Raw genomic sequence first — 21,633 nt, 5'->3', positions numbered from 1 at the left:
CTCACATTTATTAGGTATTAATTACGGGGGCTATTATCCACTTTATTTTCAATAAAGAAAGAGGTCGTACGGTATTCTGTCTTGATTAATTTTAGCCGAGATCAACCATTTGTGTTTTAACGTTGTATGCAAACGGTTAGCTAGAGAAGGTTGATTGGCCGCAGAAACAAAAATGCCAGCGGTTAGGCTGGCATTTGTTTAGTAGCAACGTTTTTTATTCTAAGAAGGAACCTGTTATTGATGCTGAAGTTAGCGCGTTGTCAATTAGGAAATCTACAGCTTGTGCCTGCATACTGACATGATGATCTTCATCCAAAGGTGTCGGTGTCGTCTTATCTTGCGGAACTACAAACGTACTGTGCGCAGCAACATCGCTGAACTTAACAAAGTCCTTCGCACCATCAGGGCTTGTGTTACTCGAATCAACCACCTTGAGGCCTAACTTAGTTGCTAACGGTGTCGTTCCCGCGAACGGAGCGTTTGCGACAGAGTTTGGTACTGTATCGTCACCTTGCACTTGAGCCATATAAATAGGCAAAAGAGGTGAACCAGAAGCAACTAGGTAAGAAGCATTGGTAAACGGATCCACAGTATCCAACACAGTTTGTGCAGCATAAGCGAACTGCTGAAAAGCGGCCGTCATGGTAGCTTTTTGCGCAGCGGTCGCGTTTGCTTCAAACGTTGTGTAGCACTGTTTGCTAGTAAGACTTCCACAGTTAGCGGTTGCGAAGCCTGCGTACTCAGTTGAAGCGCTCAATGCAACGCTGTGCTTAACTTGAGGGCCAAACTCTGTAGAACCAAGCAGAAGGTTAGATATTTGTCCCCCTGAGTTTTCAATTGCTGCTGAACTGAATGAGTAAAGCGAATTAGCTGCGACACTACCGAGAGTACGGTTAGAGGCTGCAACTGCTGTTGTTCCAACAATACCACCTAGCGAGTGGCCTAAGAACTTCACTTGTGAGCCAGTAGTTAGATTAAATGCCTTCAATGGAGACGTTGTGAGTGCCCCAGCTTTTAATGAAACGGCTAAAGATGCGCGTAAGCCCATAACATCAAGCGCACTTTGACGCACGTTATCGCGAGCGACGGGTAAGTTCGCCAAGTTCAGATAAGCTAACACGTCAGCGTTTGCCGAACGAGTATCATCTAAACTACGTGTACCATGGAGCGGTAAGTCAATCGCCAATACAGCTACACCTGCTTTTGCAAGGTTGTAAGCGAAAGCATAAGCGTTTTCTTTCGCTGAGGTGATACCGTGTTGGTAGATCACAACATTAGTAGGATCAGAACCATTTGGCGTAAACAGTAAGAGTTCGACGTCTTCTAATGATTTAACTTGAGGAACAGGTGAGTATTTGGTGATGACTCGCTCGCTATCAAGTGCTGAACCATCTTTAAGAGTCAAATTTAAACCAATGAGTTTAAGCTGCTCTGTTTGACTTGTCGCTAATATACTTGCATCAATACCAGCAGCAATAAGCTGAGCGGCCATGTTCGCCTTTTCTGCACTATTACTTAGAGCATTTGAAACCTTAGCTAGGCTAGGCATAGCGGATTCAAACGGCTGAGTATTCCATTTGCTGCTGCTTGTTTCTAAGTAGTGAGGTAACTTAACCGACCCTTGACTTACATTGACATCTGCACTTGATGCATCGTACATCGCCCCAATAGCAAATTTGGCTTTAGCAATCTTAGTCGAGTCGCCGCCACCAATGTATTTATCAAAATCAGTGTCATTTGCTAATGCTGTTTTGAATGTTACTGCAGGAAGAAACGACATAGTGTAAGCGGCTTTTAGGTCAACCGAATTAGGGTTTGCACTGCCTTTCCATACACCATTTAGGTTCGCAGAAGCCAACCCAGTCGCTGTTGCTGCTTTTGTTGCGAAAAGCGAGCCGCCAACCGATTCGGTGGTAAACCACGTCGAATAAATGATGTCTTTGGTATCAAGGCTAACCTTGCCGGCGGCATTCGCCCCTGCAAAGATTTGCTCTACACCCTGAGTTACTTTCTGAGCTTGAGCTAAGCTGCCGTCAGTATACGTCACTGAACTTGATTTCAGAGCCGCGTAGCTTGACGACATACCTACCGGGTCGCCATTAACATCGGCCAGTTCATTCGACAGTGCCAACACGTATTCGCTTGAAGCATCGAGTGAATCTTTAAATACAATAGTAAAGGCATCCGTTGCAGCGCTAGATAACACATTAAAGTGCGTACCTAGAGTCAACACGCCTGTAACCGTTGGTGGTGTTGTGGATGTGAGTGAACTGCTAAGTTTTAGAATGTAAACGCCGCCAGTCGCGACACCGTCGGCAAGACCGGTACCTTCGAAATTCATAATGATTGGCATCGAAGTAGACCAGCCATCCATTGTGTTCATTGCCGCAATTGGATTCGTTAACGAATCTTTACCACCCGTTGGTAACCCGAGAGTGCCATCCGTCGTGTCCATCAAAGCAAAGCTTGGCAGTGGAACCGCTTTGTTCGCACCACTTAGATGAAACTTAATACTCGTTGTGCGAGCCAGTGAATCTTGAATGTACTGCTCATATTTAACGGCAGTTGAGGCACCTGAACTCGAAGAGTCATCACCACAACCTGCAAGAAATATCGCCGAAGCAAGCAGCGAAACACTAAATAACTTTTTCATGTTTGAATTCCGTTTAGTTAAAGGTGTAGTTCAATTGAATTGCAGATAAGTAAGCTACTGCATCACCTGAAAATTCAAGCTTTTGACCCAATTTATTGGTCTCAGTGAAGTCACCACCTTTGCTTTGTACAAGGGCAAAACCAGCATCAATAGAAAGATCTGGGCTGTACTGGTAAGTCAAACCTGTGCTGTACCAGTAACGATCGCTGTCTGGGATACTTAAAGTCGTTTGGCCTGCTTGTTCGTCATAAGCAAGACCCGCTCTTAGAGTCCACTCTTTATTCAACTGATAAGTCGCACCCAACGAGTAGCGGTTGTTATCCTCGTAGTGTTCCGTCTTTTTGAAACACTCACCATTTGTACAATCTGGACTGGTTGCTTTAAGTTCTTTAAAACTGCTCCAACCCGTTTGTTGCCAACCGTAATGAATCGCCCATTGGTCCGTCAGTTGATGAAAAGCTGAGATTTCAATAATTGAAGGTAATGTGATTTTTAGACGGCCTGTTGTTGTCGTAGCACTACCTCGCACGATGCTGCCCGTGTAATCAGTAAAGTCACCATCATCAAAGTCGAGGTCTACCTCTGAACGATAAGCGATAGAGAATCGGTTGTTTTGATTCAATTCATATAACGCGCCAACGTTCCAACCAAATGCAAATGTTTCACCTGTCATGCTGATCAGTTTTGTAGAGGCAGAGTCACCAGTAATGTTCGAGATAGAGCCTTGGTGACGATTAAGTTCAGCCTCGGCGTAAACAAGGTTTGCACCGGCACCAACACTAAATTGGTCATTGATTCGATAAGCGACATTCGGATTCAGGTTAACTGACACAAGTGAGGTGTCACCTGCAAGATCACCCGCATAAATATCATCCGGATAATCAGTAGCAACTCCATAGTTAGAGAACATACCGATACCCCAAGCCCATTTATCGTTGATAGGGCTGATGTAGTATGCGGCAGGAACGATTTGAAGTGGCGCTACGTCTTTGGATACTTGGCTTTGACCGCCAGATCCTGGAACGTTGTTTTGAGTAATATCCACCTCTGGATCAACGATAGAAACCGCGCCTGAAAACTGGGCTGTATCAAATAGGGTCATTGCAGCGGGGTTTCTCGCAAGTACACTCGCGTTGTCGGCAACTGCACCTTCACCTGAAAATGCGCGTCCAAGGCCTGAGGCAGAATGCTCCGCAACTTGGAAACCAGCCGCAAGTGAATTACATGCAAATAGCACAGAAAGCGAAACGAGAGAGCGTTGTATTGTTTTCATCCTTGACCCTCCTAGGGCATCAAATCTCATTCTTATTGTTGAAAACACACTGAGCATTCTTATTTGTGATGCTCCAATGTAAATGACATGTTAAATTCATGTTTCATGTAAAGTCAAAGAATGAGTTATCATTTTGTGAAGTTATAATTTTACGGGGCGGGACTTTAACATTTATAATATGCATACAATCAATGCTTTATTTGTGGTTGGAGGTGTGACCAGAATGTTTATGCGCATTATCGGAATAAATAGTGTTCAATTGCTTAAATATGTAACAACTTCGTTTGTGTTTACCGTTAATCGCTAAATCGGCATAATACGGTTTCATTTACGATGGCATTAAATTGGAATTTAAGTTTGGAATTACTCGCGATAGAGTTTCTTGGAAAACCGCTTCGTTTAGAAGGTTCAATGGCTGGTTGGCAACAACTGTTCTGGGATAATACACTTGTGTCTCAACTGGATGCGACCTCAGAGCAAGATAATGCTCGAACTCACTCATTCATGTTGCAATCTGGCGAAGATACGTTGCAGTGTCACGTCGAGGCGTCAGTTCAATGGCAGCCATTTGAGATGTACTACAAAGCCTCCGTCAATGGTCAAACGATTGCCGAAGGTAACCGAGACACTAAAGACATCGAGCAACAAACTCCCGTTGTAGCACCTAAACCTGAGAAGCGTTTTAGCTTAATTGGATTAGTGTCGCTTGGTATGAAAGCATTAAAAAGTGCCAAGCTAATCAAAGTCGTACTTGCCTCAGCGAGCTTGGCTGCGTATTCATGGCTGTTTTCAATTCAATTTGCTTTGGCTCTAATCGCTTGCCTTATGTTCCATGAATACGGCCATATTAGAGCGATGAAATACTTTGGTATGAAGACCAAAGGCATCTATTTGATACCGTTCCTTGGTGGTTTAGCGTTATCCGATGAGAAGATCAATACGCGCTGGCAAGATGTAGTTATCTCAATCATGGGGCCATTGTTCGGATTGATATTGTCTTTGGTGTTTATGGTGTTGTACTGGATCACTGGCGAGATGTTCTTTGCTGGGCTTGCGGCATTCAACGCGCTATTGAACTTGTTTAATCTATTGCCAATTTTGCCTCTCGATGGCGGACATGTACTGAAAAGTATCAGTTTCTCAATGAACAGCGTGCTTGGTATTGTATTGTGTATCGCAGCAGCTGTTGCTGGTGTGGTACTGAGTTATCAGTTGAATCTTACCTTGTTTGGTTTCTTATTGATTATGGGTAGTGTGGAAATACTGTTCGAATGGAAAGGGCGTCACCACAGTCACTTGTTACCATTAGACAAATACGGTCAAGTCGTGTCGTTTGTTTGGTATGTGGGTTTAGTGAGTAGTTTGATTGGTGTTATCTGGTATTTTGCATCTACTGGTGATCAGCTATTAAGCCTACCATTGCAAATTCTTGGTACTTAACAAGAATCAAAACAAAAAAATGCCCTAGCCAATATGGATAGGGCATTTTTGTATTCGAAGTTTAGCGTCTAGACAAATGTAAATTACGCTTTGCAATTTGGTCTTGGAGAACCCGATTGGGGAAGCGTTTTGATCGTCGCTTGCAGATCTTTGATACGCGTACTGTGCGAAGGGTGTGTAGAAAGCAGTTCTGGGGGCTGATTACCACCCGATGCCTTCGCCATGTTTTGCCATAGGTCGACACTTTGGTTAGGATCGAATCCAGCTCTAGCCATATACTCTAGGCCAACAACATCGGCTTCAGACTCTTGAGTTCGCCCATACGGTAGAATAACGCCATACTGAACGCCTAAACCTAAAGCAGCCATCGTCATACCTTGATATTGGCTGTATTCTGATGCGCCTAATGCGATGCTAGTAACCGATAAACCAGTGTTAGCGATTTGAGACTGAGATAGGCGCTCGTTACTGTGGTCTGCTAAAACGTGCGCCACTTCGTGCCCGATAACTGTCGCGAGTTGGTCTTGATTAACCGCTACCTTAAGTAACCCGGTATATACGCCAATTTTTCCGCCTGGTAGGGCGAATGCGTTTACTTGGTCACTGTCAAAGACAACAACTTCCCATTCACTAAAACCTTGTTTAGGAATGTATTGCGTGATGCTGTTTGCAACGCACTGTACATAAGCGTTCGTTTTTGCATCTTTGCTGATGGGTTGTTCTTTCTTCATTTGTTCAAAAGACTGTGCTCCAAGCTGAGACATATCTTTATCTGAAAAAAGCAGTAATTGGTTTCTGCCTGTTGGGGAAGCGCTGCATGCACTTAGCCCAGCGAGTGTAAGAAGCGAGGCAAACTTCATCCATGACGTCATACAATATCCTCTGTGTATTCGGTTTTTATGCATGTTAACATCAACTTGTGTAATAGCTAGTAGCAGTAAGATAACTATTTCGGTAATAATCCCAGCAGTAATGCTAACGTTATTGGTTTTATCAACCTATTAACGATGATAAAACTGCACACGCGTAACAAAGCCAATAATTAAGGACCCTACATGAGTATTTGGAAAAAGCCCGTTGACCTAGAGATCTTCAACGCGACCTCAAAAAATACCTTAATTGAACACCTCAATATTGTATACACCGAGGTCAACGACAACTCTTTGGTGGCAACCATGCCGGTTTGTCATTTTACCCACCAACCTTTAGGTATGCTCCATGGCGGCGCATCGGTTGTATTAGCAGAAACGCTTGGCTCATTGGCTGCTAATTTTTGCGTTCCAGAAGGCTACTATTGCGTTGGGCTAGATATCAACGCAAACCACGTTAGATCAATGCGCGATGGCCATGTTGTCGGTACTGCTGAGCCTATTCACTTGGGTGTGTCTACCCAAGTATGGCAGATAAACATCACTGATGAGCGTCAACGCTTAGTCTGTACAAGTCGTTTAACTATTGCCGTGAAGAAACATAAGCGATAATAGGCTAAGCATTAGTTAGCTGTGTTTGTATTTATAAGAAGTAATCTGTATTTAAAAATAGTCCGAGAAATCCATGGTCATAACGTTTAAAAGTGGGAAAATCATCGCAACCGCACATGAGCTTGTCGTTCGTTTGGATGGTGAGCACAGAGTAACGCTACAAGCTCAAGTTGATGCAATCCAACTGATAGGAAAAGGGGCAAATGTCATTTCAGCCAATGGTTCTGAATGCAAGTGGTCGATTAAATTAGACAACGAACAGCAGCTTCGAGATATTGCCAATGAAATCGGCTGCGATGTGATGTAATCGTATACTGCAAAAGTACTTAGACCTTCTATTTGAATCAAATCTTAGGACACCATACCTAATAAATCGCAAGAAAATCACATCAGTAAGATTGATTTTAAGTCTTAAAATAGGGAAACTGAATTCAATGTCCTTTGAATAGGTTTTCCTCTTTATGAGCAGCCCGAGACTTCGCGTTCAATTTGAAACCCTGTTTGAATACTTCGATGGTAAAGATTCTGATGTTCAGCTCGACGACATCACGGATGTGCTTTGTTGTACCCGTCGTAATGCCCGGATGGTACTCAATAAGCTTGAAGAAGAAGGATGGATTGAGTGGTTACCTGCGGCTGGGCGAGGCAAGTTATCTCAACTTATTTTTAAGCAGAATCGTTGCGATGTCAGTGAAAACTTAGCAAGACGCTACTTACAAGAAGGTAAAATTGGACAAGCGCTGTCAGTGCTTGATCACAATGCAGCCAAGCTGACTCAAGTTATTCAAAATTACTTGGGTGTGCAATACCAGGAAGGTGAGCAGGTTATTCGTTTGCCTTATTACCGACCGCTTTCTATGCTTAACCCGACAAAGTCGATGCGACGATCTGAGCAGCATATTACCTGTCAGGTATTCAGTGGGTTAACACGTTTGGATGAGAACGATCAATTACAGCCCGATCTTGCTCATTCATGGCAAAAAATCAGCGATTATCAATGGCGATTCTTCTTGAGACCCGGAGTCCGTTTTCATAACGGAGAGCCTTTGTTAACTAATCATGTTGTGGATACGCTGCTAGCACTCGAACCTCTCAATATGTTCTCACATATAAAAGACGTCTCTTCTCCGGCAAACTGTGTGGTTGATGTCTTTTTAACGCGACCAGATAAACACTTCCCACTCGCTCTGACTGAATCTGTTGCCAAAGTCACCTTACCGATGATTTTACGTGGTGAAGACTACGATATTCGACCGATTGGTACTGGCCCTTATCGCATTGAAAAGAACGATGAGAAGCAACTCGTGCTAACGGCTTTTAACGGATATTTTGGTTTTAGGCCATTGATTGATCGTGTTGAGGTTTGGGTTGTTGATGAGGCTTACTCTTCAATGGTTTACCCAAGTCTTTCTAAGCCTGTAATGGCGGATCGCGGCGATAGCGACGAAGTCGAACTTGATCCCGGCTGTACCTATCTACTGTTGAATCGGAAAAAGGGCATCGCACAAGATCCTGCATGGGCGCAATTTTTATCTAATACTTTGAATGCGGCCGATCTGTTTGTACACATTCCGAAAGAAACTGTTATCGATTTGGGAGTGTTACACGCTTATGGGATAAAGCCCGGTTGGTATGACATCAAGTTGAACACGCCGGTTTGTCCACCAGCGAATGCGAAACCAACCATTAGATTGGCTTACCAATGCCAACACCCAATGTTTCCAACACTTGCGAAGGCTATTGTTACAGTGTTGAAGCAATATGACGTCGACGTTGAACTTTATGGTTACGAAACCGATCCTCCACACGCCGATAATGTCGATATTTGGATTAATCCAATGGGTATCGCTAACAATAGAGATGACGCGTTAGCGGGCTGGTTGATGGATTACAGCTTTCTCGATGAATCTAGCCCGGCAGAAGACTTCGATCAATGGTGTCACATGATCGATCGTTGGCGCTCGGGCGAATTCGAGCAATTCCCAGCAAGACAGTTAGGTAAACAATTGGTGCAAAGCAATCAATTGATTCCAATGTTCCACTGTTGGTTAGGCGTTAACAAAGATCAATGCGGTACGCTGCAGAACGCAAAGTGTAATGCACTCGGTTGGTTCGACTTTAGCCAAGTTTGGGTAAAACCGGACGTTGACTAAGACCAGAGATAACTTGATTAGGACAACACGATGCAAACGGTGATGATCACATTTATAACGCTGGTGGCGTTTGCTGCCAATTCAGTGTTGTGTCGTTGGGCTTTGATGGATCAAACCATTGATCCTTTGAGTTTCTCGATCGTTCGTATCATATCGGGTGCCCTTACACTTCTGATTTTATTAACTTTGTCTTCCCACTCTAAGTCTAGAGAGGAGCTAGTAAACAACGACAAGTCGGTAGAGACAAAGCTCAAATTACCGTTTCAATTCACATCAATATTGTCACTCCTCGTTTATATGTTTGGTTTCTCGTTTGCTTACTTAGAGCTTGGTGCAGGTCTCGGTGCTTTGGTTCTGTTTGTCGCGGTTCAATTTACGATGATTGCCGCACACCTGTTAGCTGGCAATAGAATGTCATTGTTAGAGTGGTGTGGTTGTTTGTTGTCAGTTTCTGGGCTCGTTTACTTACTCATGCCGACGGATTCGACAAGTTCGCCCGATATAACCTCCATCATATTGATGGCTCTGGCTGGAGTAGGTTGGGGAATTTATACACTTGCGGGTAAGAAATCCACGAACGCGTTGCAATCCACTACTTGCAACTTTGCATTTAGCTCGTTAGTGATCCTTGTGTTAGTAAGCCTGTTACTTGTCATCCCTAATGTGGCATCGCAAATATCCATCACAGAACAAGGCTTGATTTACGCAATATTGTCGGGCTCAGTGGCTTCTGGTGTGGGTTATAGTTTGTGGTATTACGTGGTGAAAAAACTGGATACAGTGGTCGCATCCATTGCACAGCTTTCTGTTCCCGTTATCGCGACACTTGGTGGCGTTTTGTTGTTATCTGAACCTGTTACTATGCAATTTATTATCTCATCGACTGTTATCTTACTTGGAATAAGCTTGGTTCTTGTCGCACCTAAACTTAATAAATAAAGGGCTCAATCATTAACTTCTATGGCTAAACCAAACAAAAAACAACCGACCAAAACGGTTCAGATATTCTGCGCTAAATGTAAGACACAACTTTTCAAGTATCGAAAAGGCGGCAAAGGAGCGCTCGTAAAGTGTTTCAAGGAACGGATCGTTGAAGATTTCACAAAAGACCCTTGTGTGTGCCCTGAATGCGGAATTGAATTTGCGCGAGATACTTTGGTTCGAGGTACGCCTGCCTACAAATTTGTGGGTGGCAAGGTAACTATGAAGTAGTTGAGAAGAATAAATGCCGCAGCACATCATGCGTGTGGCATTTGACATTGTTTTTTATATTCAGAAGAAAGGTTAGAGCTTAATGAGCTCTAACTCGTCCTTGAAGTTGCAACAGTAATAGCGAGACAATGGCACCCGTTGTATCACACAGCATGTCTTTCTGTGCATCCCAAATATCACCTTGTGAGCCAAGGAACGCGATACCTTCATCACCACCTGCAATTTCTGCATACCACCATTCTATAATCTCGTAGCCAGCTGCTACACTCATGATCGCAAATAGGGCAAAGAAACAGGCTAGTATCGGCTGAGCCAATTTCTTACGAATCAAATACTCTGCGAGTGGATAGGCATAAAGACCAATAGAGAAATGGGCTACTCGGTCAAAGTTATTGCGCTCAGAGCCGATAAGGTTATTGAACCAGTCAAATGGCACTTCTGAGAAGGTATATTTTGCGCCTATCGTGTGCAAAATAAGCCAGATAAACATCAGAGCATAAGCTGTCTTAGAAAAGGTGAGCTTGGTGGATAGCCACCATATCCCGATAAGAATACCGAGAGCAGGGACGATCTCAGCGATCCAAACGGCTCTTGAAGATGGCGCAAAGGCTGAAAAGAGAAAGATAACAAGATAGACAGCAGTTAGTGAGAGTAGAGGTCTATTTTGAGCAAGTGGCGTAATTGTCATCATCAGATCCTTTATAAGTTTTTTGTATAGTTACATAATAATGAACAGTGTTCAATTGTGTTCTAATCACTAGATTTGTTGAAAAGTAGTGTTATCGCCCAGTATCTAGACAAACGGTTGGCGGAGTTTCACAAAAGTTTGATTTACAACAAAGCGATCCTTAAAATCATTGCATTACTACATAACAAGAAAGAAAAGTCATGAAACTGGAAACTGTCGATTACCTTGCTGACGACGCAGCAGAACAATTTGTTCGATCTCTACGTGAAACGGGTTTTGGTGTTCTTAAGAATCACCCCATCCCAAAAGAGCTTGTTGAGTCAATTTACGAGAACTGGTACCAATTCTTCATTTCTGAAGAGAAAGAGAACTTCCACTTCAATGTTGAAACACAAGATGGATATTTTCCACCTTCAGTTTCTGAAGTTGCTAAGGGCCACACTGTAAAAGACATCAAAGAATACTTTCACGTATACCCTTGGGGTCAGATTCCTGAACAGTTAAAAGAACAGATTCTAGATTACTACCAACGTGCTAATGCTTTTGCTCAAGAACTATTAGGTTGGGTTGAAGCACATGCGCCTCAAGAAGTACAAGAGAAGTTCTCAATCGCGCTTTCTGAAATGATTAATGGCAGCGAACAAACACTGCTTCGCGTTCTTCATTACCCACCAATGCAAGGCGATGAAGAGCCAGGTGCTATCCGCGCAGCCGCTCACGAAGACATCAACTTACTGACTGTTCTTCCTGCAGCAAATGAACCGGGCCTTCAAGTTAAAGCTCAGAATGACGAGTGGTTAGATGTTCCATGTGACTTCGGTAATATGATCATAAATATTGGTGACATGCTTCAAGAAGCATCAGGTGGTTACTTCCCATCGACAACTCACCGTGTAATTAATCCATCAGGTGAACGCCAAGAGAAATCTCGTATCTCTTTGCCACTATTCCTTCACCCAAAACCGGAAGTTGTACTGTCTGAGAAGTACACCGCAAATGAATACCTAATGGAACGTCTAAGAGAGCTTGGTGTTATCTAATTAACTAGTTCCTTGTGCTAAAATTGGTATAGATATCAGAGGTCAGCAAAATTGCTGGCCTTTTTTTGTTTTTCCAAAGAGCTAAACCAATCATAGCCAATTACTGGTCACCTTAGCTGCGTAATTTTGATGGATAACGGGCTCTTGAGCCAAGCAATTGAATGTGGTGTTCCATTAAGCTCGACAAATCGTAGAAAATCGCTTTCAATTAAGAGAAGTCAGCCCACTGACCTAGGGCAATTCATCATGCCTAACAAGCTAACAAGCTAACAACTTAATAACGCAAATGAGCCAACTATGTCGAATAATCAAGGTGTGAGAGCAAGCTTTCATAGCCATATGGAGAACCCTTTGCTTTGGCCCATTATGGAAGTGCTTAAGCGAAAACCAAGCGGATGGAAAGTACACACACTGGCGGCTCATCTAAACGACCTTGGGTTTATGCCTGTATTAGATGCTGCCCCCGAGAAGGAGTTATTTAAAAAGAACTTTCTCATTATGAATGCGCTGTATCAGCTCCAAGAAACGTTGCACCCTGATGGTTGGCTTCAAGTTCAAGCTATGGATATTGAATTGATGAATGGAAGCTATCATGGAAATAACCACAGCATTGATCACCAAGACCCACTTCGAGACTACTACACTAATTGGACTTACTATGAAGCGGATGAAGGTGAAGTCAAAAGGCTGCTGAACGAGTTTTGGACTCGGTACAGAAAGTTTGTTGGCGCTGATACGCTCAATTTAGATAAAAACCGTGCATTGAAGTTATTTGATCTCCCTGTAGACGCAACGCATAAGGAAATTAGAAAGCGTTGGCGACAGCTGGCGTTGCGGTGGCATCCCGATAGAGACGAGGGCAATACGGCAAAATTCCAGACGCTTTGTGAAGCGTGGCATGTATTACGAAGTTCATAATCGACGTAACTTTTACTGCGCTGTTTTTTGACTATTTAGAGTGAAATTTAAGCCCTATATATAAAATTGAAAAGCCCCATGTTGTGAGTGACACAAGTGGGGCTTTGTCGTCATTACGCTTGTATTGTTACTAGGCTAGGCGTTGTAACTAGGTTAAGCGTCGTTCTTACTTCATTTATTATGCTATGAGTGATCTTTGCTTTCGCCACTCTTATGTTCGAATGCATAGTCGAGTACTTTACGGATATAAGGAGCACCGACCTTGGAACCACCATTACCGTGCTCGATGACCACAGTCGCGACATATTCAGGGTGTTCGTAAGGTGCGAATGCCGTGTAAAGCGCGTGATCGAGTAAATGCCGAGCCAGTTTCTTGGAGTTGTAGACCTGATCTTTTGCAAGATCAAATACTTGGGCTGTTCCCGATTTACCGCCGCTAGTGTAGTCAGTTCCTTTAAATGCACGTCTGCCGCTACCTCGACTGCCGTGGTTTACGAGTCGCATCGCATTAATAGGTACATCCCATATCTCGTCTGGTACTTCAGTGATCGACAGCATCGGCTCAGGTTCAACCAGTTTTTGCGTATCAAAATCTTCACCGTGATCTAAGGTAGCTCTCAAGATATGAGGTGGCATTACCTTCCCATGGTTAACCAGTACCGAGGTTGCTTTGGCAAGTTGCATTGGCGTGGATGTCCAATACCCTTGGCCAATACCAATAGGGACGGTGTCACCTTGATACCAAGGGGTACGATAACGCATCATCTTCCATTCTCGAGTTGGCATGTTGGCGCTGCTTTCTTCATAGATATCGATGCCCGTAGGTTCACCAAAACCAAAGCGATTCATCCAACTTGAGATGCGGTCGATACCTAAATCAAAGGCGGTTTGATAGAAGAATGAATCCACCGACTCTTCAATCGCTTGAGTTACGTCAACAGGACCGTGACCCCAGCGTTTCCAGTCTCGCCATGATTTAGAGTTGCGTTTGGAACCGGGAATTTGCCATGAACCGTGATCATCACGAATGGTGTTTTCTGATATAACATGCTCTTGTAATCCAGCAACGGCCATAAATGGTTTGATGGTGGATGCTGGGGGGTAAACGCCCAGTGTGGTGCGATTCACCAACGGGTGAGCAGGGTCATTCAATAGACGTCGGTAGTTCTTACTCGAAATGCCGTCGACAAATAGATTAGGGTCATAACTTGGGCTAGATGCCATCGCCAGTACACTGTTGTCTTTTGGATCGAGGATAACCGCACTTCCGGTTCGGTGATCAAGTTGCTCAAATACATATTTTTGCAGTTCAAGGTCAATATTTAATACTATGTCTTTGCCTGCAACTGGCGGCACGTACTCAATAGTCCGAACAACACGGCCACGACTGTTTACTTCAACTTCTTGATAGCCTTTGGTTCCGTGTAGGATATCTTCGTAATAGCGTTCGACACCGAGCTTACCGATAATGGTCGTCGCTTGATAATTCGCTTCGATGCCTTTTTCTTCTAGCTTCTTTAGGTCACTATCATTGATGTGTGCCACATACCCTAAGACATGTGTCAGCACCTCTCCATTTGGGTAAAAGCGCTTTAAGTTCGTATCAATCGATAAGCCGGGGAATTGGTACTGGTGCACTGAGAACTTAGCAATCTCTTCTTCACTTAGGTTCTCTAATATAGTGACAGATTTGAAACGGCGCGTGTTGTGATAACGTTTTTTGAATCGAGCGATCTGCTCAACATCACGCGGGATGTATTTGTCTAACTTGGCGAGCATGGTATCGACATCATCTGTTTGCTCGGGAATCATCGTTAGATTAAATACAAGCTTGTTCTCGGCAAGCAACACACCATTACGATCGTAAATTAGCCCGCGAGTAGGCGCGATAGGCAATACTTTGATTCTGTTGCCATCAGCACGAGTTTGATAGCTTTCAAAATTGTCGACTTGAAGTCGGTACAGGTTGGCGACTAAGACGAGAGTGAACAGTAAGATCCCACAAAACGCCACAATTACACGGTTTTTGAATAGGTTTACTTCGATTTTATGGTCACGCATCTTAACGCGTTTATGATTCATTGAAGCCTCAAGAGTCTGTTACATTTAGTTACACCTATCGAGTCGGAACTTTATCTGAATATCGCCATAGTTTTGTAAAAGCTATGTCATGATTTTTGGGATTTCTATGATTAAAGCGCTGACCAACAATGTAGTCACGTAAAGAGTGGCCGAATCAGATAGAAATATAGGAATTGAACGCAAAAAAACGGCTCTCATAAATGAGAGCCGTAATACGAGATAAGGTTAACTTAACGCGACATATTAGTTCGAGTTGGAGTTCGAGTTCGAAGGTTTGAACTGAGATTTACGCATTCTGTTTAGAGCAGCCATTACATCTAAAACTCTTGGTTTCGCTAAGTCACCGTAGTTTGGCATGTTCACATGCCATTCATCGCTTAAGATAGCGCTAAACTCTTTAGCTGGGTTGTTTGACCAACCTGGAGTTTGTGCAAACTGGAACCAGGCCCAACCAATCGCGTTCACTTCTGACGTTGATTCTAACTGCTCTAATGCAGAAAGGTCCGCGAATTCCTTACCAAAACGCAGTGACTCTTTGCCTTTCGCGTTAACTCGGAATTTGCCGTCAGTAAGAATGTTCATCAATGCAGCGCGGTTTAACGAGCGAGGAACAAACGTTTCTAATGCGGTCTCACATTCGTTAGTTCGTTGAGTAGGGTGTTGAGCTATCACTTCTTGTGCTTTATCAGTTACGTCTACTGCTTGGTAGTCGTGCATTTGAATCACAGTGTCAGCCACGTCTAGGTAATCGCCAGATCCACCCATTACAACGATGGTAGAGATATCCATTTCTTGACGTAGTTGGCCAATACGGTCAACAAGTGGAGTGATTGGCTCAGCACCTTTTGATACTAGCGCTTGCATACGTTCGTCACGAATCATGAAGTTAGTCGCTGACGTATCTTCATCAATAAGTAGTGTTTGAACGCCTGCTTCAATCGATTCTTGTAGCCAAGCCGCTTGCGATGTAGAACCTGATGCATCTTGTGTACTGAAATCAGATGTGTCTTTTTGCATCGGCAAATGGTTGATGTAATTTGATAGGTTCAAGTTGTGAACACAGCGGCCATCTTCAGCGCGGATCTTCATCGTATCAGTCGCCGTCACGATACCTTCACGACCGTCACCAGGAATATGGTTGTAGATAGAACGTTCAACAGCGTTCAACAGCGTAGATTTACCATGGAAACCACCACCAACGATTAGCGTGATACCTTTTGGAATGCCTAGGCCAGTCACATCACCTTGGTTTGGCGCGTTTAGCGTCACACTTAAAGACTCTGGTGCTAGGAAAGGAACCGCGCCTTTCATTGGCAGGTCGCAGTTACCTGCAATACGAGGTAATACGCTGCCATTTGCTACGAATGCCGCTAGGTTGTTTTCTTCCAATTGAGCACGCAATGCGTCTTGGTCTTCAACAGCTTCACAATGCTTAATCATCGCTTCAATATTGAGTTCGCGTTCAAGCGTTGCGCGACGAATAAACTTAGGCAAATAGAATGTAATGATGTTGATTGCTTTCTTTGCAAGAATACTACGACCATCAGCGGGTAGGTTGATACGAAAACGAATTTCGATACCGTGCTCGGTGAAAACCACAGATGTGTTATCCAAAACAGTTTGGCCGGTTAGTGCGATAGACACGGTCACTTCTTGCTTAGCAAATTCAGAGAAGCTACGTGCAATGAAGTCACGTGCTGCTACTTGGTATTCGTAAGATTTTTCTTTAAGCCAATCTAACCCTGTTAACGACCAAGCGCGTGTTGCGCGAAAACGTGAAGATGATGCATACGGGTCACCTTGAACGTGGTCGATGTGTAATTCGAAATCAGCAAAGTCGTATTGACCTTTAATTTGTTGATATGCGCGGAAGTTTTGTTTTTCGAGCTTTTTAAGCTTTGCAGTCAACTGATCCATAACGAGGAATGCCTATATAAAGGGAAGATAAAACAGAAAGGCGGCGATTATAAAAATCACCACCTATAGAGTAAAGAGAAAGTAGGCCTAAATCCAAAACAAAGTGCTCTTTTTCGCCTTAAGCGTAACGAGTTGTCCCCAAATAGTTTTGATTGATTAAGCTGTGTTCGAATTCTTGGCTCGGCATTGGCTTGCCATAAAGGTAACCTTGTCCCACATCACAGCCTTCATTGATGATAAATTGCTCTTGAACTTCCGATTCTATGCCTTCAATTGTGACTTTTAAGTCGAGCTTTTTCGCGATTTGGACTATGGACCGAACGATCTCCGAGTCTTCCTGTGAGTTGAGCATTTGGTCGATGAAGCTCTTATCAATTTTAATCGTATCGAATGGGAATTTCTTAAGGTAACTAAATGAGGCATAGCCCGTCCCAAAGTCATCCAGTGACAATGTAACGCCAATATTGTGTAACGATTCCAATGTATTTTTCGCGACGACTTCATCTGCAATGAGGCAACTTTCCGTGACTTCAAGTTCTAAGAAATGAGGTTCTAGGTGATAGGTTTCCAACAGGTGAATAATTTGGTCTGCGAAATCAACATTCTTCAATTGAATAGCAGATACGTTTACGGCTATTTTGAAATCTTCAACGTATTCGGACCACTCTTTCGCTTGCTCTATAGCGTTGCGCAGAGCAAAATTTCCCACTTCGAAAATCAATCCGTTTTGCTCGGCCATGTGTATTAAAGTTTCGTTAGATATGTCTCCCAGAACGGGGTGTCGCCAACGCAGTAGAGCCTCTGCACCAACCCAGCGATGAGTCAACGGGCATACTTTAGGCTGAAAATAGAGCATAAGGTCATCATTACGAACCGCTTGGAGTAAATAACCTTCAATCTTATTAATATGACTTTGTTCTTCAGCATGAGACTGAGAATAGTAAGCGAACTTCTGTCCGGAATCTTTACATGCCAACATCGCTTCTGAAGATTTTTGGATAATACTGTCAGCACCATCGTCGTGCTCAGTAATCGCAATCCCTATAAAGGCATGCAGATGAATTTTGTCACTACCAATGTCAAATTCTGAATGACCGACTTTTACCAGTGTCTGGCATAGTTCTTCGATACGTTGGTGCAAATCTTTAACGCTGAACGCCAACACAAGGTCAACCGAAGTAGGGCGCGCAGTTAATACCTCGACATCAGAGATACTGTCGATGCGTTGTCGGTATTCAACAAGCACTTGGTCTAACGCGTTGTAGCCATATCGAGCTTGAATGCGCCTGCCATTAGTAAATCCAATATGGATTACTGCGAGTGAGCCACCAGTAAACCTTTGTTGTGACAACAACTTCTGATCTAAGCGCGACTCAAAAGCACTTCGGTTCAAAAAACCCGTGCCGAGATCGTGATTTTTTTGGAAATTGATCTCTTGTTCTGCCGCTCTGCGCTTATCAATCTCTTGGTTTAATGAATAATTAAGACTCGCGAGATCTTTAGTGCGAGTCGCAACTCGGCTTTTTAAGTCACGATTCATTTGAGTGAGCTTAGCGTGTTGAAACAAGGTTTTTAATTGAGATTCTATAGAGGTGCGAAAGCTTTCTAATAGCTTAATATAGGTAGGCGTGTAGTGATTTTCTTTCGAGTCCAAGATACAAATGGTGCCGAACAATTCGCCGTTAGGCCAAAATAGCGGAATGCCACAATAAGAGATTAAGCCAAGCTTTGTGTCGGGGTTGTTTTTCCAATCAGCATCGGCAAGCGCATTGGGTACTAAAAGCTGCTGCTGAGACTCCATCACTGTTTCGCAGTAAAGGCCATTTCCTAATGTTTCAGAATCGCCTTTGTTATAAGGGTTATCCTGACTGTGGCTGGTAGAGAAAACTTCAATGTAGTTGGTATGAACACGCATGATAAGTGCAGCAGGCACTTGAGTGATTTGAGCTAAGAGGTCGACAATATTTTGCCAGCTGGAGGCCATATCGTCAGGGATATCTAAGTCTATCGTTTTTATCTTCTTCATATGACTCCGAGTCAATTATGCTAAATGCATCAACACATCCTGTGTTAATTAAGATGAACCAAATAAACTGTGAATATTACATTAACTAAGTATAAGAAATGTTGCACAAAAAAACCTCCGCAATTTTGCGGAGGTTTTCAAATGTGAATCTGGGTCTCAGTAATGAGATAAGTTTCGATTAAGGCTTTAACTTTATAAAATCATCAGTGTTAAGTTTCTCTTTATAGTCTACCGATGGTTGAGCAAAACCGTTCAACTGTAAAAACTCTTCTTTAAAACCTTGATAGTCACCGATTGATTGGAAGTTGTTTTCATCCATAGCTTCAAGTAGTTCAGTCACATGAGCTTGGGTTTCTGGGTCGAGTTCCCATTCATCCATCCGAATTAGGCGCTCGCCATCAAGTGGTACTTTGGTTTGTCCATACAGCTTACTGCTGAATAAGCGTTGCATTTGTTGGATACAACCTTCGTGGGTCTCTTTTTCTTTCATCACTCTATATAAAGCGAGTAGGTAAGGGCTTAGCCCCGGAATGAACACACTCGCTTTGGTCACTAATGCTTTACACACGGTCGCGTAAGCATTACCGCCAAAGTTAGCTAGTTCAAGGTTAAGTGCGTGACTTGTTTGATGAAGGTCTATTTTAGCGCGGCCCAAAGTACCGTCTAAGTAGATAGGGTGCGTGACTTCTGGACCAACGTAAGAAAAAGCAATGGTTTTGCAACCTGGGGCAATAGATTCAGCATTGATCAGCTCATCTATCCACTGTTCCCAATCTTCGCCGCCCATGACTTTGAGTGTGCTTTCGGCTTCTTCTTCCGTTGCAGCATCAAGTGTGTTGGTCACCCAGTTGTCGTGCTCTAGTGAGATAGTCGCACCAGTCACGCTTTCACCGATTGGCTTAATGGCAGAGCGCCAGAATTCTTCGGTATTTGGTTTGGGTCTTACGCCAGCGGCTAAGCTATAGATAATTAGATCCACTTCACCTTCGAAGTAGGTTTCAATGGCTTCGACAACTTGTGAACGTGTTTCTTGTGAAAATGCGTCGCCAACAATGTTGATAGCAGTGCGTTGCTCTCGTTCGGCTTCTTTCTTGAAATAAATGTTGTTGTACCAACCAGCGCTGCCTAGGGATTTTTCGTTAGGACCGCGCTCGAATGAGACGCCGATGGTGTCAGCTTTTGCACCGCCAAAGGTGAGGGCAATGCGAGCGGCAAGTCCAAAGCCAGAGGAAGCACCGATAATCAGTACTCGCTTAGGGCCATCTTTGATCTGCGGCGTACTCTTAACAAACTTGATTTGTTGCTTTACGGCTTCTTGACAGCCTAGAGGGTGAGCGCTTTTGGCTACCACACCCTTGATAATAGGTTCGATCAGCATAAATAACCTTACAGTTAACGGTGATATGCACTCAGGCTAACGTAAAGCTGTGTAAAATTTATTGAGCTAGACCATTAAAACCTAAAGATACTGATATAATTCTTTGGCGACAAATTCAGCAATCCAAGGCTGAGCTTCTGGTTTTGGATGCAGTCCATCGTTCATCATCCACTCCGGTTTGAGGATGATATGCTCTAGGAAAAACGGCAAAAGTGGCACGTTTTGTTGATCAGCAAGCGCTGCAAAAACGTACTCAAACTGTTGGTTGTAACGCTTACCGTAATTCGGTGGGATTTTAATCTTCATCATAATAGGTTTCGCGCCCGCAGCTTTTATCTGCTTAATGATTTGATCAAGATTCGCAGACATCAGCTTAGGTGGGAATCCACGAAGACCATCATTCGCACCGAGTTCGATAAGAACAGTGTCTGGGGCGTGTTCTTCAAGCAATTGTGGTAAACGAGCTAAGCCATTGCCAGTTGTGTCACCAGAAATACTTCCGTTGACCACGGTTACCGTTTTGTCATGCTTTGCTAACGCGTCTGGTAACAGGCTTGGCCAACTCTGTTTGATGTCCATGTTATAACCAGCACTCAAGCTATCACCAAGCACCAGTAACTTAGAATCTAACTCGGTATCTTGAGCCAAAGAAGCGGTTGAAAATATAATTAAGAATAAAAAGGAAATTAGTCGAGTCATGCATACATCCATCATTAAAGCAGAAGCTGTTTCGAAGACAGTGTCTACTAATCAAGAACATTTAACAATCTTAGAGCATGTTGATATCGATATTCGTGAGGGTGAAACGGTTGCGATCGTCGGTACTTCAGGTGCTGGTAAATCCACGTTAATGACACTGCTTGCAGGACTCGATGTGCCAACTTCTGGCGAAATCAGTTTGTTAGGCCAACCTCTATCACAGCTTGATGACGAAGCGAGAGCCAAAATCCGCAGTGAATCCGTTGGGTTTGTTTTCCAAAGCTTCTTATTGATCCCAAGCCTTTCTGCCCTGCAAAACGTCACGCTGCCTTGTTTGTTGAAAGGTGAAGACGAAGACATCGAACGCGCGACGGCTTTGCTTGAATCAGTGGGCTTGAAAGACAGGCTTGATCACCTGCCATCTCAGCTATCAGGCGGTGAACAACAAAGAGTCGCTTTAGCTCGCGCGTTTATGATCAAGCCAAAAATCCTTTTTGCTGATGAACCTACAGGCAACTTAGACCAACAAACGGCAGCGAAAATCGTCGAGCTGTTGTTCGAACTTAATTCATCGCACGGTACAACGCTTGTTCTCGTCACGCATGACCCTAAGCTCGCACAGCGTTGCCAACGAACCTTGAAAATGCATGTCGGTCACATAGAGGAAGTGTAA

The 21,633-nt window shown here is 43.6% G+C and carries 18 protein-coding genes; 9 read left to right on the top strand and 9 right to left on the bottom strand.

The genetic code is table 11. The annotated features are described in order from the left end of the window. Nucleotides 1-214: 214 nt before the first annotated feature. Both AB6E08_RS12730 and AB6E08_RS12725 read right to left on the bottom strand, forming a co-directional pair. On the bottom strand, nucleotides 215-2,653 hold the full coding sequence (locus AB6E08_RS12730) for a VolA/Pla-1 family phospholipase (protein WP_017100537.1): 2,439 nt from the start codon (nucleotides 2,651-2,653) through the stop codon (nucleotides 215-217). 13 nt (nucleotides 2,654-2,666) lie between these two features. Further along, nucleotides 2,667-3,926 carry an outer membrane protein transport protein gene (locus tag AB6E08_RS12725; protein ID WP_372065707.1) on the bottom strand — a complete coding sequence of 420 codons (1,260 nt, stop codon included), beginning with the start codon at nucleotides 3,924-3,926 and terminating at the stop codon, nucleotides 2,667-2,669. A gap of 357 nt (nucleotides 3,927-4,283) precedes the next feature. Between AB6E08_RS12725 and AB6E08_RS12720 the strand changes: the two genes are divergently transcribed. Next, nucleotides 4,284-5,366, top strand: a complete 1,083-nt coding sequence (locus AB6E08_RS12720; RefSeq protein WP_029225428.1) for a site-2 protease family protein — start codon at nucleotides 4,284-4,286, stop codon at nucleotides 5,364-5,366. 83 nt (nucleotides 5,367-5,449) lie between these two features. Here the strand turns inward: AB6E08_RS12720 and AB6E08_RS12715 are convergent, their stop codons facing one another. Next, entirely contained in the window at nucleotides 5,450-6,238 is a 789-nt protein-coding gene (locus tag AB6E08_RS12715) for a M48 family metallopeptidase (protein ID WP_012600658.1), read from the bottom strand. Between the two features lie 183 nt (nucleotides 6,239-6,421). On the opposite strand from AB6E08_RS12715, the gene AB6E08_RS12710 reads away from it, so the two are divergent. From AB6E08_RS12710 to AB6E08_RS12690, 5 genes are all read left to right on the top strand, one after another. Further along, nucleotides 6,422-6,847, top strand: a complete 426-nt coding sequence (locus tag AB6E08_RS12710; RefSeq protein WP_009845321.1) for a hotdog fold thioesterase — start codon at nucleotides 6,422-6,424, stop codon at nucleotides 6,845-6,847. 73 nt (nucleotides 6,848-6,920) lie between these two features. Further along, the gene (locus tag AB6E08_RS12705; protein WP_009845322.1) at nucleotides 6,921-7,154 is read left to right on the top strand and encodes a DUF3389 domain-containing protein; all 234 of its coding nucleotides are present in this window, start codon (nucleotides 6,921-6,923) and stop codon (nucleotides 7,152-7,154) included. 154 nt (nucleotides 7,155-7,308) lie between these two features. Further along, nucleotides 7,309-9,000, top strand: coding sequence for an SgrR family transcriptional regulator (locus AB6E08_RS12700; protein WP_371701808.1), 1,692 nt, complete (start codon nucleotides 7,309-7,311; stop codon nucleotides 8,998-9,000). A 30-nt stretch (nucleotides 9,001-9,030) separates the two neighbouring features. Continuing rightward, a complete protein-coding gene (locus AB6E08_RS12695) occupies nucleotides 9,031-9,939 on the top strand; it encodes a DMT family transporter (RefSeq protein WP_372065702.1) in 909 nt (302 codons plus the stop codon). A 21-nt stretch (nucleotides 9,940-9,960) separates the two neighbouring features. Then, complete coding sequence (locus AB6E08_RS12690; protein ID WP_009845325.1) at nucleotides 9,961-10,212, top strand: hypothetical protein; 252 nt, start codon at nucleotides 9,961-9,963, stop codon at nucleotides 10,210-10,212. 79 nt (nucleotides 10,213-10,291) lie between these two features. Here AB6E08_RS12690 and AB6E08_RS12685 read toward each other — a convergent pair whose 3' ends face one another. Further along, nucleotides 10,292-10,900, bottom strand: coding sequence for a DUF2238 domain-containing protein (locus tag AB6E08_RS12685; protein WP_009845326.1), 609 nt, complete (start codon nucleotides 10,898-10,900; stop codon nucleotides 10,292-10,294). A gap of 200 nt (nucleotides 10,901-11,100) precedes the next feature. Between AB6E08_RS12685 and AB6E08_RS12680 the strand changes: the two genes are divergently transcribed. Both AB6E08_RS12680 and AB6E08_RS12675 read left to right on the top strand, forming a co-directional pair. Then, the gene (locus tag AB6E08_RS12680) at nucleotides 11,101-11,940 is read left to right on the top strand and encodes an isopenicillin N synthase family oxygenase (RefSeq protein ID WP_009845327.1); all 840 of its coding nucleotides are present in this window, start codon (nucleotides 11,101-11,103) and stop codon (nucleotides 11,938-11,940) included. Nucleotides 11,941-12,237: 297 nt separating this feature from the next. Next, nucleotides 12,238-12,858, top strand: coding sequence for a DNA-J related domain-containing protein (locus AB6E08_RS12675; RefSeq protein ID WP_017100543.1), 621 nt, complete (start codon nucleotides 12,238-12,240; stop codon nucleotides 12,856-12,858). A 183-nt stretch (nucleotides 12,859-13,041) separates the two neighbouring features. Here the strand turns inward: AB6E08_RS12675 and mrdA are convergent, their stop codons facing one another. The 5 genes from mrdA to AB6E08_RS12650 form a co-directional block, all read right to left on the bottom strand. Further along, nucleotides 13,042-14,940 (bottom strand): penicillin-binding protein 2, encoded by a 1,899-nt coding sequence (gene mrdA, locus AB6E08_RS12670; RefSeq protein WP_017100544.1) that lies wholly within the window; start codon nucleotides 14,938-14,940, stop codon nucleotides 13,042-13,044. Between the two features lie 243 nt (nucleotides 14,941-15,183). Continuing rightward, complete coding sequence (locus tag AB6E08_RS12665; RefSeq protein WP_017102140.1) at nucleotides 15,184-16,857, bottom strand: ABC-ATPase domain-containing protein; 1,674 nt, start codon at nucleotides 16,855-16,857, stop codon at nucleotides 15,184-15,186. A gap of 118 nt (nucleotides 16,858-16,975) precedes the next feature. Further along, the gene (locus tag AB6E08_RS12660; RefSeq protein ID WP_017100546.1) at nucleotides 16,976-18,883 is read right to left on the bottom strand and encodes a GGDEF and EAL domain-containing protein; all 1,908 of its coding nucleotides are present in this window, start codon (nucleotides 18,881-18,883) and stop codon (nucleotides 16,976-16,978) included. 178 nt (nucleotides 18,884-19,061) lie between these two features. Next, nucleotides 19,062-20,261 (bottom strand): enoyl-ACP reductase FabV, encoded by a 1,200-nt coding sequence (gene fabV, locus AB6E08_RS12655; protein WP_017100547.1) that lies wholly within the window; start codon nucleotides 20,259-20,261, stop codon nucleotides 19,062-19,064. 81 nt (nucleotides 20,262-20,342) lie between these two features. Beyond that, nucleotides 20,343-20,960, bottom strand: a complete 618-nt coding sequence (locus AB6E08_RS12650; protein ID WP_009845333.1) for an arylesterase — start codon at nucleotides 20,958-20,960, stop codon at nucleotides 20,343-20,345. Here AB6E08_RS12650 and AB6E08_RS12645 point away from each other — a divergent pair. Next, nucleotides 20,959-21,633: an ABC transporter ATP-binding protein gene (locus tag AB6E08_RS12645; protein WP_009845334.1), complete on the top strand. Its 675-nt coding sequence runs from the start codon at nucleotides 20,959-20,961 to the stop codon at nucleotides 21,631-21,633. The two genes, AB6E08_RS12650 and AB6E08_RS12645, sit on opposite strands and share 2 nt — an antisense overlap.

The sequence above is a fragment of the Vibrio sp. 10N.247.310.24 genome, assembly GCF_041467175.1.
GTDB classification, from domain to species: Bacteria; Pseudomonadota; Gammaproteobacteria; order Enterobacterales; family Vibrionaceae; genus Vibrio; species Vibrio tasmaniensis_A.
The sequence above is the reverse complement of the archived record's forward strand: the minus strand, read 5'-3'. Positions and strand labels throughout refer to the sequence as shown.

What these genes read in the sequence shown, in the direction of transcription:
- AB6E08_RS12690 (WP_009845325.1), top strand. Translation starts at nt 9,961, where the DNA reads ATGGCTAAACCAAACAAAAAACAACCGACCAAAACGGTTCAGATATTC.
- AB6E08_RS12705 (WP_009845322.1), top strand. Translation starts at nt 6,921, where the DNA reads ATGGTCATAACGTTTAAAAGTGGGAAAATCATCGCAACCGCACATGAG.
- fabV (WP_017100547.1), bottom strand. Translation starts at nt 20,261, where the DNA reads ATGCTGATCGAACCTATTATCAAGGGTGTGGTAGCCAAAAGCGCTCAC.
- AB6E08_RS12710 (WP_009845321.1), top strand. Translation starts at nt 6,422, where the DNA reads ATGAGTATTTGGAAAAAGCCCGTTGACCTAGAGATCTTCAACGCGACC.
- AB6E08_RS12680 (WP_009845327.1), top strand. Translation starts at nt 11,101, where the DNA reads ATGAAACTGGAAACTGTCGATTACCTTGCTGACGACGCAGCAGAACAA.
- AB6E08_RS12685 (WP_009845326.1), bottom strand. Translation starts at nt 10,900, where the DNA reads ATGACAATTACGCCACTTGCTCAAAATAGACCTCTACTCTCACTAACT.
- AB6E08_RS12660 (WP_017100546.1), bottom strand. Translation starts at nt 18,883, where the DNA reads ATGAAGAAGATAAAAACGATAGACTTAGATATCCCTGACGATATGGCC.
- AB6E08_RS12645 (WP_009845334.1), top strand. Translation starts at nt 20,959, where the DNA reads ATGCATACATCCATCATTAAAGCAGAAGCTGTTTCGAAGACAGTGTCT.
- AB6E08_RS12650 (WP_009845333.1), bottom strand. Translation starts at nt 20,960, where the DNA reads ATGACTCGACTAATTTCCTTTTTATTCTTAATTATATTTTCAACCGCT.
- AB6E08_RS12675 (WP_017100543.1), top strand. Translation starts at nt 12,238, where the DNA reads ATGTCGAATAATCAAGGTGTGAGAGCAAGCTTTCATAGCCATATGGAG.
- AB6E08_RS12715 (WP_012600658.1), bottom strand. Translation starts at nt 6,238, where the DNA reads ATGACGTCATGGATGAAGTTTGCCTCGCTTCTTACACTCGCTGGGCTA.
- AB6E08_RS12730 (WP_017100537.1), bottom strand. Translation starts at nt 2,653, where the DNA reads ATGAAAAAGTTATTTAGTGTTTCGCTGCTTGCTTCGGCGATATTTCTT.
- AB6E08_RS12725 (WP_372065707.1), bottom strand. Translation starts at nt 3,926, where the DNA reads ATGAAAACAATACAACGCTCTCTCGTTTCGCTTTCTGTGCTATTTGCA.
- AB6E08_RS12665 (WP_017102140.1), bottom strand. Translation starts at nt 16,857, where the DNA reads ATGGATCAGTTGACTGCAAAGCTTAAAAAGCTCGAAAAACAAAACTTC.
- mrdA (WP_017100544.1), bottom strand. Translation starts at nt 14,940, where the DNA reads ATGAATCATAAACGCGTTAAGATGCGTGACCATAAAATCGAAGTAAAC.
- AB6E08_RS12700 (WP_371701808.1), top strand. Translation starts at nt 7,309, where the DNA reads ATGAGCAGCCCGAGACTTCGCGTTCAATTTGAAACCCTGTTTGAATAC.
- AB6E08_RS12695 (WP_372065702.1), top strand. Translation starts at nt 9,031, where the DNA reads ATGCAAACGGTGATGATCACATTTATAACGCTGGTGGCGTTTGCTGCC.